Raw genomic sequence first — 14,584 nt, 5'->3', positions numbered from 1 at the left:
TCATGGAATTCGTCCAGTACCTGGTTAATATTCTTAGCCTGGGTGGAATATACGCTCTCCTGGCGCTGGGGCTGGCGATCGTATTTTCGATCGTTGGGCTCATAAATTTCGCACATGGCGAACTGATGACGATTGCAGGCTACCTCATAGTACTGTCGCTTTCATTCGGCCTGCCGTTGCCTGTAGTTCTTCTAGTGGCCTGTCTGGGAGCGGCGCTCTCTGCGGTATTGATGGATCGAATAGCGTTTCGTCCTATGCGGTCCGCGTCCGTGACGACGCTTATGATTACCAGCTTTGGCGTAAGCACCATTTGCAAGGTTTTCTTTCAAAACGGAGTTTCTGCTCGCGGAAGAGCGGTCGCTCTGCCGGAATGGATGTCAGGAACTCTTACTTTCGGAGGCTTTCAGATCGGTATGGTCCCGCTGACATCCATCGCCCTGACGGCACTAGCTCTAATCGGGCTCGACATCTTCTTACGCAAGACCACTTTGGGCGTCGCGATGCGCGCCGCATCCGAAGACTTCATCATGGTTAGCTTGCTTGGTTTGCGCGCAAACACAGTCATTGCGACGTCCTTCGCGATATCAGGCCTTCTTGCTGGTATTGCCGCGATATTGTGGATTTCGCAGCGTGGCTCGGTAGATCCGCTCATGGGCTTTACTCCGGTCCTGAAGGCCTTCATCGCTGCGATCATCGGCGGGCTGGGTTCTTTGCGGGGAGCCGTGCTGGGCGGCTTTGTGCTCGGCGCGTTGGAGGTCGGTTCAGAACCGTTCCTCACCACTGGAACCGCGCCATACCGGGATGCGCTTGTCCTTCTGGCGGTAGTTCTTTTGTTGCTTGTCAAGCCGGACGGTCTATTGCCAGCCGTACGGGGTCTTCGCTCGTGAATATGCACGCTCTGGTGGCGGGTAGGAATCAGACCGGATGTAACAAGTACCGACGGCAAACGAGCAAGCACTGACGCCGCTATGGCTTCAGCCCGTTGAGCAACATTATCAATTTGCCGCGACGGTGTGGGTATATCGGTATAATAAGGAGGAGAACAGTGATGGATTTAACCCTAAGTAACGCCGAGCTGGTACGCAATGCTCGCGCACTCCGACCGCTTTTGCGTGCAAATGCGGAGGAATCAGCAAAAAACAGACGACTTGCTCAGGAGAGTGCTGCGGCGGTGCGAAGCGCCGGCTTTCTGCAGGGTTTGGTGCCGCGCCGCTGCGGTGGTCGCGAGATTGATATCCAGACATACTGCGAGATTTGTGAGGAACTAGCCCGCGGCGACAGTGCTGCTGGTTGGCTCGCCATGGTCGCCAATAGCAGCGCATCTTTGATGGGGCTCATGCCTGACAAGACGCGCGACGATGTCTTTGGCTCGGATCCCCGCGCGGTCGTCATCGGTCAATGGGCCCCCACCGGGAAAGCCACCGCGGTCGAGGGGGGCTGGATGTTGACAGGCAAATGGCCCTGGGCGTCCGGATGCTTCGAAGCGCAGTGGAGCTTCGTGGGCTCCGCGGTCCTGGATGCCAGTGGGGCTCTGATCGACGTACGGCTTGCACTGGTGCCGACGTCCGAGCTGAAGATCGAAGACACATGGCATGTCGCTGGGATGGCAGGGACGGGGAGCAATACCTTTGTGGGAAAAGATATCTTCGTGCCGGAACACCGGACGATGCTCATCAGCGAAATGCTTTCCGGCTTCAGTCGCTCGGACCATTCTGACGAACCTCTCTATCGGGCACCGCTCATAACCGCGCTTCCGTTGGGCATATGTTCTGCGGCTGTCGGGATGGCGGAGGCAGCTTTCGATTTCACGTTGGAGAACCTCGAGCGCGGCAAGCCCATTGTGACGTCCCTATATACAGATGCAAGGCAGTCCCCAAGCTACCAGCTAAATCTGGCAGATGCTCGTGGTCTGATCGACTCCGCACGGTTGCATACGATGCGCGCGGCCAGCGATATCGATCGCTCCGTCAGCGACGGTACAAGCATGACCGATCTCGAGCGAGCTCGCGTCCGACTTGACGCGGCGGTTGCGCAAAAACGCGTGCGCGAGGCCGTAGACCTGCTGCTGAACATAGGCGGAGCGTCGGTTTTCATGCTCAGTAATCCGGTCCAGCGGATCTGGCGCGACATGGAGACTTGCACGCGACATGCCTATATTAATGGCGACATTGGGCGCGAGATATACGCCCGGGCGCTGCTGAAGCTTGACCAGGTGAGTGCAGGCTTCTGAAAATTAGGTCTGCGATCAATTCAGAACGGGTCACTGCTACGGAGGACAGACTTGGATAGGAACGATGCCTTCAGGGAGGCGATGGGCCGTTTCGCCGGGGCCGTCAATATCATCACGACTGAAGAAGATGGCCTTCCGAGCGGCCTGATCGCCACTGCGGTTTGTAGTTTATCCTTCGATCCGCCGTCTGTTCTCGTTTGCATCAACAAGTCGGCCAGTTCGCACGACACGATTTTACGGCGAGGTATCTTCGCCGTAAATCTGCTATCTCCTGCGTTGTCCAATGTGGCGCGTCGATTTCAATCTCAAAAAGGTCCAGATCGCTTCGAGAAGAAATATTGGGTCGCGGGCAAAACCGGGGCACCGCTCCTTGTTGGCGCGCCGATGGCGCTTGATTGCAAACTTAGCCATACCTACGACGGTTTTTCGCACAGTATCTTGATCGGCGTCGTCACCGACGTGCAGCTTGGGGAGGGCGATTCCCACAATTCGCTCCTTTGGCAAGGTCGCCGATACCACAAGCCGATGGAATTCGTTGAACTGGTTCGTCGACCCGCTGACGTACAAATGATTCTGGATGAAATGATTTTCTAGGTTCAGAAAGGATCGCATGATCAGTCGCACCCGCGAAATCACTCTACGACGATCCTTGAGATCTCAGCCCCCATCATCACGCTCCGCCACTCCGCCCTCAGCTTGGCCAGTTTCCACCTTCTGCGAAGTACTCGGTCTCGAACCGCGCCGAGTCGATTCTGCCCACGGTCGCGAGGCTGGCGGTTCAATTTGCATACGTTCGCGCAGATCCTTTGAATCTCGGACAATTCGCGGCTGCGTTTCTTCAGCCCTCGCAAGCACTGATACCAACGGTCAATTTGATTGACCGACGTGAGCCCATTCGCGCATTCCGATTGATGTGATGGTGTTTGGTCGTTCGATGAGCTCGCGCCAGGCCCCGCACGCGGCGTCGATGATGGCGTCGTAGCCTTCGAAGACGCGATTTGAGAGCCAGTTCTGGCGCAGATACTGCCAGACATTCTCGACGGGGTTCAGCTCCGGCGCGCGGGGCGGCAGGAAGATTAGCGTGATGTTCTTGGGCACTTTCAGTTTGGCGGTGGTGTGCCAGCCGGCGCGGTCGAGCAGCAGAACGGCATGAGCGCGCCTGGCAACATGGCGGCTGATCTCGTCGAGATGAAGTTGCATGGCCTCCGTGTCGGCGAAGGGCAGCGCCAGCCCGGCTGCTATGCCACGCGCCGGGCAGATGGCGCCGAACAGATAGGCGCTCTTGTAGCGCTGGTCGGCCGGCTGACGGGGCCGCGTGCCGCGCCTGGCCCATTGCCGCACGATGCCATTCTTCTGGCCGATGCGGGCTTCGTCCTGGAACCAGATCTCGACCGGCTTGCCTTTGGGCAGGTCGGCCAGATGGGCGCTCAGCGTGCGCGGGAAGTTTTTTTATACGCCTCGACGATCTCGCCGTCCTGGCCCGGATGAAGTGGCCGGGCGCTGATATGGGAGAAGCCGAGCTGCTTCAAAAGCGTTCCGACGTAGCGCTCGTGATAGTCGACGCCGAAGCGTTCCTTGATGAGCCTCTGGAGATCAATGCGCCGCCAGCGCACGACGCCGTCGACGGCCCGGTCCGGCCCGGTCTCGACGATCCGTGCCAGTTCCGCCTTCTGCGACACCGACAGGCGCGGCTCCGGCCCGCCGTTCCAGGCGTCCTCGAGGCCGTCTGGACCAGCGTCGTTGAAACGGTGAACCCAATCCCGCAGGGTCTGCCGGTCCATGCCGCCGACCCGGGCCGCATCCTCACGGCTCATCCCGTCGAGAACCGCTGCCAACGACAGCAGCCGACGGCTCTGCTTGCTATCCTTCGAACTCTTGGCCAGCCGCCGCAACTCGGCTGCCGAATAGTCCGTCCGCATCTTGATCGCTGATCCCATGGCGCGAATCCTCCTCGCCCCAATGGAATCACGGTTCCGCTCACTCCGGTATCCCAAGAGAGTCAGCCGTCAGATCCTTTAGTATGACTTACTAACTCGGTATTCACGAAGCCGAAACGGGCCAACTTGGTGAATATCACCAGCCGGCAAAGGATGAGATCAAGTCGGGCGAAACCTTCCCAGCGGCGACATCTTGAAGTGCTTGACCAATAATAGAAACGCCTTCGTCGGCTTCACTTGTACTCAATATGAGCGGCGGGGTAAGCTCCAGGACGTTCGAATTCGAACCGACATAATACATTACGAGTCCAAGCTGGAACGCTCTATAAACAGTGAGAGCGGTCTGGATTTTCGCTGGTGCGCGACTAACGCGATCGCCCACAAGCTCAATCCCAATGGCAAGCCCTTTCCCCCGGACATCGCCAACCAAATCCCAATCTCTGCTTCGCTTCGAAAGTGAGGCCAACATGTAAGAGCCGATGTCTGCCGAATTTCGGACCAACCCGTCCTTTTCGATCGTCTCCAGTACCGCCAATGCCGCTGACGCGCAGATCGGATTGCCGTGTAGCGTTTGGTAGGAAAAGGTAGGGGAGTGATTCATAATGGGTTCGGGGCCGACGACCGCAGATATCGGCAAACCTCCGCCGAGGCCTTTACCAAAAACCACAATGTCTGGCTCAATCCCTGAATGTTCGAAGGCGTGCAGAAGTCCGGTTCGAGCTAGGCCAAACTTCACTTCGTCACACACCAGAAGAATTCCGTGCTGACGGCAAAACCGTTCGATCTCGGCGAAGAAACCGACAGGCGGCACTAGCAATCCTCCATCGCCCTGTATTGGTTCGATAAAGAAGGCAGCAACTTCTTCTGGCCGAACGTCCGCCGAAAAAACCTCCTCGAGATGGGACAGCGCCGCGGCACTGGCAGCTGTCGGGTCACCTGCCGCGTAACTGTTCGGATAAGGCACCAAGATCAGGCCGCCGAATTTCTCCACACCTTTGAGCGCCGGATGACCCGAAACAGCCATGGAACCGCTGGTCCCGCCGTGATACGCGCCCTTGAAGGCCAATATTCGACGGCGTCCGGTGGCTGCGACGACCATTCGAGCTACTGTTTCATTAGCATCAGAGCCAGAGTGCCCCAACCAAACTCGGCCGCGGCTGCGTGGTGGAACCAATGATAAAAGCTTCTCAGCAAGAAGCACGCTAGGTTCGTTTGCGGAAGACAGGTAGCTTGCACCAGCTTGATCTGAAAACGCCCGCGTAATGGCCTCGCGAACCGAAGGATGAGCATGCCCCAGGCTCGCAGCTCCCCAAGAGGCCGAAAAATCAAGAAGCTGGCGACCATCATCGCCTCGCAAATACGATCCCTTCCCTCCAACGACCGCTTGAGGAAAGAAACGAAGTTGAGCCATGTTCGAAACTGATTTGCTTTCACGGCGATAAAGATCGGTCACTGGTCTTCCTTTCATATCGGCAGCGGGGAGCACCGGGCGATTTCGGCTATTCGATCTTCTTGCTCGCCATAGGTAAGGCGCTCAATTCGGCTCTATTGCTTGCCAAAACGCGCCGTTGACCAGGCGCGCGGCCATTGCAAAATTATTTTCAGAATTTTACCATTACTGCAAATAGAAAAAATTTTAACATTTTAGTACGGCCGGCAAGGAACGGGCATCGGGGCCGGAGATTAGGCGCACAACGAGGGTGGCGTCGACCAAGAGCGCAGCTCCGGCATAGCATCGAAAGGCTGCGGAGTGTGGATAGTCAGCCTTGGCCTATTGCGGATTACGCCAGCCGGCGCGCACCCTGGCTACCATGGTGGCGGAGCATGTTGAATTGGCGTTGTTTGAGCAGTCGCTCGGCAATCGCGAGGGCCTGCATCAACCGTTCGGTGATCGTGTGGCTGACGCTGCGGAGAAAACAGCAGGATCGGTTCTATTCGACGTACGTGTCGACGGTGATACCTGCGTTCAGCGGATGGCTGGGGTTGGATATGGCGAAACCGGCACAGCGATAATCGTAATGGAGAAGAGCGGACAGCTTCGATGCGCCTCGATCAACGGAGACACAGCCCGTTTGGTGGCAGAATTGGCTGCCTGGGATGCGTCGCCGCTAAGTGAGCAGGCGAGGGGTGACCACCGCGGAACGGCCATCATCCTGCTGGCGAGGCTTCGTGGCTCGGGTCACTTCGTCCCGTTCCCAGCCGGCTGAGCGCTTCTTCTTACGGGAGGGCACATTCGCGTCGGTACGGCAGCTCTCGGCCAAACAAAAAGGCCCGCGACGATGTCGCGGGCCTCAGATTGCTGACAAACCCCTGGCAATTGCCGTGGGTTTTTGATTCACTGGGTCATGTTGAAGCGACCGGCGCCTGAACAGACCGCGCTTGAGATTGTAACGATGGATCAGCTTGTTCCGGCTGATCATCTGTTGCGCAAGATCGACCTCGTGATCGACTTTTCCTTCATCCACGATCTGACCGCACCGCTGTACTGCGCCGACAATGGCCGGCCGCCGCTCGACCCGACCTTGATGTTCAAGGCGCTGTTCATCGGCTACCTGTTCGGGGTTCGCTCGGAACGCCAGTTGGTACGCGAGATCGAGGTCAACGTGGCCTATCGCTGGTTCTTGCGGCTGAAGCTGACGGACAAGGTGTTCGATGCCTCGACGCTGTCGCAGAACCGGCGCCGGCGCTATCAGGACGAGACCATCGCGCAGGGTATCTTTGACAGGATCGTCGAGCAGGCGATCCGGCATGGGCTTGTCGACGGCACGGTGCTCTACACCGACAGCACCCATCTCAAGGCCAGCGCCAACAAGAACCGCTTCGACCTTGCGGTGGTAGCCAAGTCGCGCGCCGACTACTGGGAGGCGCTGGACGCCGCCATTGAGGAGGACCGCGCCCAGCATGGCAAGAAGCCGCTCAAGGACAAAGAACGCCAGCCCGTCGAGAAGGAGACCAAGGTGTCGCGTACCGATCCCGACAGCGGCTACATGGTGCGCGACGGCAAGCCGAAGGGCTTCTTCTACCTCGACCACCGCACGGTGGATGCCGCCCACGCCATCATCACCGACACCCATGCCACGCCGGCCAATGTGCATGACTCGATCGTCTATCTCTCACGCCTCGACCGGCAGGTGGAGCGCTTCGGCTTCGATGTCGCCGCCGTCGGGCTTGACGCCGGCTATGCCACGCCAGGCATCGCCAAGGGGCTGGAGGAGCGCCGGATCAGGGGCGTCACCGGCTATCGCAATCCGACACCACCCAGGCCCGGCATGATGAGGAAGAGCGCCTTCATTTATGAGCCGGAGCTTGAGGGCTACCGTTGCCCTGAAGGCCAGGTCCTCGCTTACGCCACCACCGACCGCACCGGCTACCGCCACTACAAGAGCGATCCCGCCATCTGCCGCAATTGCCCGTTGCTGGCCTCCTGCACGACAAACGCCAATGCAACACGGTTGATCACCCGCCATGTCTGGCAGGATGCGCGCGAACGAAACGACGCCAACCGTCTCACTCGATGGGGCAAGGCTATCTACCGCCGCCGCAAGGAGACGGTCGAGCGTTCCTTCGCCGATGCCAAGCAACTGCATGGCCACCGCTACGCACGCTTCCGAAGTCACGTTCGCGTCGCCTGCCAATGCCTACTCACAGCCGCCGCACAGAACATCAAGAAAATCGCCCTTTGCCTGTGGCCAAAGCCAAAATCAGGCCTCGCCTGAGGACAGCGAACCACCCTGCCGACTTCCTGCAACCTCCTGGCAAATTATCCTGACAGCGAAATCACAAGCCTATTCAATTCCATAAAACAAAACCCCGCCTAAAATAGACGGGGTTTGTCAGCGGTCTGAGGCCCGCGACGATGTCGCGGGCCTTTCCGTTCTGATCGGCAGGGGTTCGATCAGAAATTGCGCTGGAAACGGACGATGCCGCCAACGCTATCCTTCTTGTCGGCCTTGGTGAAGTTGCCGAACGGAGTGCCATCGTCGAAGTGACCGAATGGTCCCAGTCGACTTCGGTCGTGATCGTGAAGCCCGGAACGATGGTATAGGCGACGTTCGCAGCCAGAGCGTAGTTCTTGTCGTCGTCAGCCGAAGCCTGGAGGTTGAACGCGGTCTTGGCATTGAACTTGTAGGTGCCGCCGCCCCAGACGGCCCAGTTGCCGCCCCACGGCTTGTAGAAGCCGCGGCCATGAGCATCGATGGCATTGCCGGGATCGTCGCTGAGGTTATCGTCCGTGCCGTAGCCGCCCATGATGAACAGGGTCAGTTCCTTGGTGACGTTGACGTCCAGTCGAACCTTGCCAGCCACTTCCATAGGAGCTGTCATAGGCGACGACACCCGTGACCGCGCCCCAGTCGCCTTTGTATTTCAAGCCGCCGACAACATGGGGGACATAGCTGTCGATTGTGCCGGTCGCGCCGGAGCCTTCTTCCAGCGAGACAACGCCCGAGAAGCCGCTGCCAGCGTCGAAGGTCCTGCCGACGACGAGCGCTTTGGACCTTGCGGGAAGCGTCCCTGAACAATCGATCGGGCATTGAACCCAAAGGGAGAGCGCATTGCGCCGCGGCCAACAACGCGGCGAGCCTCCATGATTGTTTCACCCCGATTGGATCGCGAAGCAAACTCCAGCGCAGACGTCCGACGTTGTTGACCCAGCGACGCCAGACGACACGGATCATGCCGTCTCAAGCACGTCGGTCCATCTCGGCAAACTGCGTCCCGACGCGATCGAGGAAGAGGACGTCGGCGACGGCACCGTGCCAACGTGGAGCGGCTTCACGTCCTCTCTGCAACGGCAGTTCGTGGGTGGCGAGCACGGGACCATTTATGTACGCACTCCACTAAAGTATCGTCGGCGCTTGCGTGCCCTCGTTGCGCGGCCGCCACGTCTGCCGGTGCTGAATGCGGGAGGCTACAGCCTTCAAGCTGTTTGAATATTCCAGATCGTCTAATTTCAGCTCACAGGAGTAGACCACCGTCTGGCGCATCGCAACGATCACGTGGTCCTCGCAGTCGTGCTCGGCCTCGGCCGCCCGCATCCTGAGTTGTTGCCCGCTCCGCCGCAGAATTGGTCGCAAATACGCCCGGGGTATTCTTCAAGCTCTCGCTTCATCGCCTCCGGCATCGGCACGAGCGGCGGCGTGGCGTTGCCCTGCACGATGCCGCGGCGTCTCGAAGTTCGAGTCGGCGCCAGCGCGTTCGCCGGCGATGTTACTCGAACGTTATCCACGGCACGCCTTGAACCAAGCGCCCACCGTGTGAACAGGAATCTCCCATCCGCGCAATCCTCTTGCCGTTGATCCGCGCGATTGAAGAGCCTTCTTTAATGCTGTCGGAGGTTGTCGGCGCGCCGGAACATAGGCATCTGTCGCTCACGGTGGCGATTGGAACGCCCTCCACGCAGACAAAATTCTGACCGGTCAAGATCACGGGGCCGCCGATATGCGGCCGTGGTCCAGGCTCGACCAGGGGGCAGATATGCATGTGGCCTTTGAGGCTAACAAGTTGTCCAACCATGTCCATCTTCTCAGTCCCGTCCCATTATGCTCCCAGAAAGTTGATCGAGATCCACAGGAGCCATCCGGCGATTTCAAGATGAGCTGATGGCACGACGACCCTTCTCGACTTCGACGGAGCCCGGACGCCGCGGGCTAGGGCATGACCCATTCGACCAGACATTTCCGAGCTGTTCAGGACGCGAATGACCGACGCGAGAACACCACGAGACATTTGCCAACAGCGGTGACATGATCAAGCTTTCGTGCTCCATCAGTTCGTACCGGCAACGCGGCCGGAGGCCGCCCGATTGCAAGACTTGAATTACCCTGGGCGGAAAAACCCAAGTGAATGGGTTTAGTTCCTAGGACACAGGGCTGCCAGGGCGGCAGCCCGAGCCCACGGATGGACAAGACCTTCAGCAATAGCAGCGAGACGCTGCTGTAGCGCGGGCGGAAACGCTCCCACGCTTGCTCCAAGGACCCGCGCGGCCGCGACACGGTTGTCCGGGTCGTTAAGACTCTCGGCGAAGGTGACCAGGCGCTCCTGTAGCTCGGGCGGAAGCAATCCCGCGCTCTCTCCGAGGCTTAGCAGCGCAGTGACACGATCGTGTGGGTCGTTAAGATTCTCGGTGAGCACAACGAGGCGCTCCTGTAGCTCGGGCAGAAGCGATCCCGCGCTCTCTCGGAAGCTTTGCAGCGCATTGACACGATGGCGTTGGTCGTTAAGATTCTCGGCGAGCACAACGAGGCGCTCCTGTAGCTCGGGCAGAAGCGATCCCGCGCTCTCTCCGAGACTTTGCAGCGCAATGACGCGATGGCTTTGGTCGTTAAGATTCTCGGCGAGCGCGACGAGGCGCTCCTGTAGCTCGGGCACAAGCTTTCCCACGGCTGGTTTCAGGGCTGCGAGGGCCGAGGAGTAATCTTCGAGGTCAGGGTTCACGACGAGGTCGACGAGGCGCCGCTGGAGCGTGGGCGCAAGTCCTTCGACGCCCACTGCGAGGCCCAGCAGAGCTGTGACGCGATGCTCGTACTGGGCGAGCCCCTCGGCGAGCACGACGAGGCGCTGCTGTGGTCCGGGCGCAAGCGATCCTAGGTTCGTTCCGATGCCCCGCAGGGCTTTAGCGCGAAGCTCGGGATCGACAAACGCCTCGGCGAGCCTGACGAGGCGCTGCTGTAGTGCAGGCGCAAGCTCTCCTAGGTTCGGTCCGATGTCCTCCAGGGCTTGAGCGCGATGCTCGGGATCGACAAGCCCTGCTGCGAGGTCGACCACACGCTGCTGGAGCGCGGGCACAAACTCTCCCCCGCTTATCCCGAGGGCTGACAACACCGAGACGCGGTCTTCCGAGTTGAGCTCCTCGACGCGATCGACGAAACGCTGCTGGAGCGCCGGCACAAGCCGTCCCACACCCATTGCCAGACCAGCGAGGGCAGCGACGCGAAGCTGGGGATCGCCAACCCCCTCGGCAAGTTCGATGAGACGCTGCTGGAGTATGGGCGTAAAGTCACCCACGGCCAGCCCGAGGTCATCCAAGGCCGAGAAGCGAAGTTCGGGGTCAAGCGCCTCGGCGCGATCAATGAGACGCTGCTGGAGCGCAGGCGCGAGCCCTCCCACCCCTTGTCTGAGGGCTGCCAGGGCATCGACGCAGTGCTCTTCGTCGTCAAGTCCTTCGGCGACCTCGACGAGGCGCTGCTGAAGCGTGGGCGCGAGCCCTCCCAGCCCCCCGCCGAGGGCTCGCAGGGCAAAGACGCGGTGCTCGGGGTTGTTAAGTCCTTCGGCGATGGCAACGAGCTGCTCCTGCTGCACGCCGGTCAGGCAATTGAAATTGGATGCCAGAGATTCCAACGCGCCGGCAGCCATTAGTCCGACATAGGGATTCGCGACTCCTGGCTGCGGGACCATTAACCTGCTCCAGACGGCCTGAACCCGGATTGCCATCTGGCGCCTTTCTTCCAACGCCGCGGACATTTGGACAGCAGCACGCAGCTCGCCGTCTGTCTGCGACACCGCCAGCAGATCGATCGGGCTGAGCCTTTCCGCAATCGCGCCGAGTAACTCCGGGAGCAGCCCCGTTATTCCTGTTACCTGTTGGAGCCAGTGGTCCAGTTGTGGCATCATTTCGCTTGGTGTCCTCACTCACAACTTCGAGCCTTTGGTCCGGAGCACTTGGCATCAGCGCGACTTGATCTCGCGGGCCAGTTCGTCCTGAGCTGGGCCCAAACGCCAGCTCCACATGGCCGTCGCCGGTCGGGCGCGCCTCGTTGAGCGTTGGCTACGCGGCTTTCAACTCCTTGCCCATCGCCTCACCAGCCGCTCCTGCCGGGCCGACTACTGTCCCCAACTCTCCCTGTCTCCTAGCCGGCAAAACGGCATTTCTTTGTTTAGCTGCGATGTGCTGAAGCGTCCCATATAAAACGGATATGCCATCATGCGCGTTCGAGAGCATTCAGCAACGCCGGATCCAGCGGGTGATAGAGCTCTTATGCATAATGGTCAGTATGAATAGGTTGGACGCCCAAGTGTGAAGGCTTTGATTTGCGACCATCAGTTCGTCGTGGCGAGTGGATGGTGTGGGGATGAAGTCGGTGGATACGATTGCCCGGGTTCGGCGCGCCTTCCATGTGCAGGGATGGTCTCTCAAGCGGATTTGCCGCGAACTGCATGTGTCGCGGAACAAGTCCGCAAGATACTCAGGTCCGATGAGACATCGTTCTCCTACGAACGCGAGCGGCAGCCCAAGCCCAAGATCGGTCCGTGGCAGGATCAGCTTGACGGGTTTTTGAATGGCAACCGTGGCAAGACGGCGCGCGAGCAGCTGACACAGATCCGGATTTACGAAGAGCTTTGCAGCCTCGGCTACGAGGGAGGCTATGACGCCGTCCGTCGATACGCGAAGAACTGGGCGAAGGCACAGGGGTCGGCGATGGCGGACGCCTATGTGCCGCTGTTCTTCGCGCCGGGCGAGGCCTACCAGTTCGACTGGAGCCACGAGATCGTCCTGATCAACGGCGTGACGGTGACCGAGAAGGTCGCCCATGTCCGGCTCTGCCAGAGCCGCATGATGTTCGTCGGGACTGTCAGGAATTTCGTGTGCGGGCGGGCGGTTGAACATTACGCCGCCATGGCCCGGATGAAGCGCTCGCCGAAGATGACGGCGAACTGGGCCTTGGCCATTGTCCACTCACGTGGCGGCATTTTCCACTCTTTCTCGGATCGGTTCAAGATCAGGTAGAGCAACTTGGTTGCCGCATCGTCGCTTGGGAAGTGGCCCCTGGCCCTGACAGCCCGCCTGAGCTTCGAGTTCAACGCCTCTATTGAGTTCGTAACCGGTATGAAGATGGCGGTGCCGATGTCCGGCTGCGGTTTTCGTGATCGCGGCGTATGGTGCGACCATCCGGGACAGAGGCACCGGGAGCACGAAGGTGCGGGCAGGCCGATCTTGTACGTTGAGCTGCGAGCTCGTGTTAGTAGATGGCCGCCTCTGCGACTCGCCCGGTTGCGCTGAGAGCGCGGATCCGTAGTTGTCGTGTCGCCCGCCGCTCCCCTCTGACTGATCGAGAGGAGGTAGGAATGCGACGTGTAATTGGAATCGACACCCACCGCACCTTTGGCGAGGTGGTGATCTGGGAAGATGGTCGACTGCGGCATGTGGGCCGGGTCGATATGACGCGAACCGCGCTGGAAGGCTTCGGCAAAACCCTTCTGGCCGACGACGAGGTGGTCATCGAGGCCACTGGCAACTGCATGGCGGTCTCTCGGGTGCTGTCGCCATTCGTGAAGCGGGTGGTGATCGCCAACCCGCTGCAGGTCAAAGCGATCGCGCACGCTCATGTGAAGACCGACAAGATCGACGCCGGCACGCTGGCCAGCTTGTACGCAGCCGGCTACCTGCCGGAGATCTGGACACCGGATGCCGCCACGGAGCGGATGCGCAGACTGGTCGCGCGGCGCTACCAGGTCGTGCGGCATCGGACCCGGATCAAGAACGAGGTACATTCGATCCTCTACGCCCACCTGATTCCGCGGTGCCCCCATGCCGACCTGTTCGGGCGCCTCGGTCGTGCCTGGCTCACCCGTCAGCCGGTGCCGGATGACGAGCGCGCCGCAATCCAGCGCCATATCCGGGAACTGGACAGGCTGGGTGACGATCTCCGCGTACTTGACCGGGAGATTGCCGAGAGCGCGCTCGATGATGCGGTGATCAAACGGCTGCTCACAATCACTGGCGTCAATCTCGCAGTGGCCGGCGGGCTAGTGGCGGCTGTCGGTGACATCGGCCGTTTTTCCAGCCCGCAAAAACTGGTGAGCTATTTCGGCCTGAACCCACGCGTGCGCCAGTCGGGGCTCGGCGCGGCCCATCACGGGCGGATCAGCAAGGTCGGACGCAGCCATGCCCGCGCGATGCTGGTGGAAGCCGCCTGGGCGGCCGCCGAGACGCCGGGGCCGCTCCATGCGTTCTTTGTCAGCATCCGGGCCCGGCGCGGCCATCAGGTTGCCGCCGTCGCCGTGGCGCGCAAGCTGACGGTGCTCGTCTGGCATATGTTGACGAAGGAGGCGGACTACCTCTGGGCGCGACCCAGTCTGGTTGCACACAAGATGCGCAGCATGGAACTGCAGGCCGGCAAGCCGCAGAAGAAGGGCAACAGCCGCGGACCGACCTATGCCTACAATGTCAAGGAGCTGCGGAACCAGGAGATGCGCGTCGCCGAGCAGGCCCAGAAAGGATACGAACACTTCGTTGAGGCTTGGCGCCCGCGCCTGCCAAAGGAAAAGGCGCGCGGGCGCCTCAGTCCGGCAAGGCTCGAATAAGGCGGCCCGGCGGCGCTTTCAGCCGGTGCACCACGCTTCGCCACGAGGTCGCCCGCGCACGAAGACAATAGCTGACTGCGGCGGGTATTTCCAGTTGCGCCAGCCCCTCGGGGGC

At 60.3% G+C, this 14,584-nt stretch carries 10 protein-coding genes and 4 pseudogenes; 8 read left to right on the top strand and 6 right to left on the bottom strand.

Annotation, left to right across the window (positions count from 1 at the left end; all coding sequences use genetic code 11):
* Positions 1 to 2: 2 nt before the first annotated feature.
* From CGZ66_RS29545 to CGZ66_RS29535, 3 genes are all read left to right on the top strand, one after another.
* Positions 3 to 887 carry a branched-chain amino acid ABC transporter permease gene (locus CGZ66_RS29545; protein WP_095090335.1) on the top strand — a complete coding sequence of 295 codons (885 nt, stop codon included), beginning with the start codon at positions 3 to 5 and terminating at the stop codon, positions 885 to 887.
* Between the two features lie 161 nt (positions 888 to 1,048).
* Positions 1,049 to 2,230 (top strand): acyl-CoA dehydrogenase family protein, encoded by a 1,182-nt coding sequence (locus tag CGZ66_RS29540; protein WP_095090334.1) that lies wholly within the window; start codon positions 1,049 to 1,051, stop codon positions 2,228 to 2,230.
* Between the two features lie 51 nt (positions 2,231 to 2,281).
* Positions 2,282 to 2,824: a flavin reductase family protein gene (locus CGZ66_RS29535; RefSeq protein WP_206073804.1), complete on the top strand. Its 543-nt coding sequence runs from the start codon at positions 2,282 to 2,284 to the stop codon at positions 2,822 to 2,824.
* Positions 2,825 to 3,097: 273 nt separating this feature from the next.
* Here the strand turns inward: CGZ66_RS29535 and CGZ66_RS29530 are convergent.
* Together CGZ66_RS29530 and CGZ66_RS29525 are read right to left on the bottom strand one after the other, a co-directional pair.
* Positions 3,098 to 4,167 (bottom strand): IS630 family transposase gene (locus tag CGZ66_RS29530; RefSeq protein WP_095088284.1). Its coding sequence is split into 2 segments (ribosomal slippage): positions 3,098 to 3,681 and positions 3,681 to 4,167, totalling 1,071 coding nucleotides; the frame shifts between segments, so codons are not numbered across the junction.
* A gap of 136 nt (positions 4,168 to 4,303) precedes the next feature.
* Complete coding sequence (locus CGZ66_RS29525) at positions 4,304 to 5,620, bottom strand: aspartate aminotransferase family protein (RefSeq protein ID WP_095090529.1); 1,317 nt, start codon at positions 5,618 to 5,620, stop codon at positions 4,304 to 4,306.
* Positions 5,621 to 5,978: 358 nt separating this feature from the next.
* Between CGZ66_RS29525 and CGZ66_RS29520 the strand changes: the two genes are divergently transcribed.
* Positions 5,979 to 6,374, top strand: coding sequence for a hypothetical protein (locus CGZ66_RS29520; RefSeq protein WP_095090333.1), 396 nt, complete (start codon positions 5,979 to 5,981; stop codon positions 6,372 to 6,374).
* A gap of 138 nt (positions 6,375 to 6,512) precedes the next feature.
* The gene (locus CGZ66_RS29515) at positions 6,513 to 7,883 is read left to right on the top strand and encodes an IS1182 family transposase (protein ID WP_095090332.1); all 1,371 of its coding nucleotides are present in this window, start codon (positions 6,513 to 6,515) and stop codon (positions 7,881 to 7,883) included.
* Between the two features lie 73 nt (positions 7,884 to 7,956).
* Here CGZ66_RS29515 and CGZ66_RS29510 read toward each other — a convergent pair.
* Positions 7,957 to 8,599: pseudogene (locus tag CGZ66_RS29510) on the bottom strand (porin).
* Between CGZ66_RS29510 and CGZ66_RS41960 the strand changes: the two are divergent.
* A pseudogene (locus tag CGZ66_RS41960) lies at positions 8,543 to 8,683 on the top strand (hypothetical protein); the annotation flags it as partial. The pseudogenes CGZ66_RS29510 and CGZ66_RS41960 sit on opposite strands and share 57 nt — an antisense overlap.
* Positions 8,684 to 9,375: 692 nt before the next feature.
* Here the strand turns inward: CGZ66_RS41960 and CGZ66_RS29500 are convergent.
* Both CGZ66_RS29500 and CGZ66_RS29495 read right to left on the bottom strand, forming a co-directional pair.
* Positions 9,376 to 9,648 (bottom strand): PAAR domain-containing protein, encoded by a 273-nt coding sequence (locus CGZ66_RS29500; protein WP_342586887.1) that lies wholly within the window; start codon positions 9,646 to 9,648, stop codon positions 9,376 to 9,378.
* Positions 9,649 to 10,017: 369 nt separating this feature from the next.
* Positions 10,018 to 11,778, bottom strand: coding sequence for a hypothetical protein (locus CGZ66_RS29495; RefSeq protein WP_095090331.1), 1,761 nt, complete (start codon positions 11,776 to 11,778; stop codon positions 10,018 to 10,020).
* Between the two features lie 458 nt (positions 11,779 to 12,236).
* On the opposite strand from CGZ66_RS29495, the pseudogene CGZ66_RS41025 reads away from it, so the two are divergent.
* A pseudogene (locus CGZ66_RS41025) lies at positions 12,237 to 12,730 on the top strand (IS21 family transposase); the annotation flags it as partial.
* A gap of 41 nt (positions 12,731 to 12,771) precedes the next feature.
* Here the strand turns inward: CGZ66_RS41025 and CGZ66_RS29485 are convergent.
* Positions 12,772 to 12,993 (bottom strand): annotated as a pseudogene (locus CGZ66_RS29485) (transposase); the annotation flags it as partial.
* A 255-nt stretch (positions 12,994 to 13,248) separates the two neighbouring features.
* On the opposite strand from CGZ66_RS29485, the gene CGZ66_RS29480 reads away from it, so the two are divergent.
* Complete coding sequence (locus CGZ66_RS29480; RefSeq protein WP_167392322.1) at positions 13,249 to 14,469, top strand: IS110 family RNA-guided transposase; 1,221 nt, start codon at positions 13,249 to 13,251, stop codon at positions 14,467 to 14,469.
* The last annotated feature ends 115 nt before the right edge of the window (positions 14,470 to 14,584 follow it).

This window comes from Mesorhizobium sophorae, assembly GCF_002270415.1.
Lineage (GTDB): Bacteria > Pseudomonadota > Alphaproteobacteria > Rhizobiales > Rhizobiaceae > Mesorhizobium > Mesorhizobium sophorae.
This window is presented reverse-complemented; position numbering and strand designations above follow the sequence as displayed.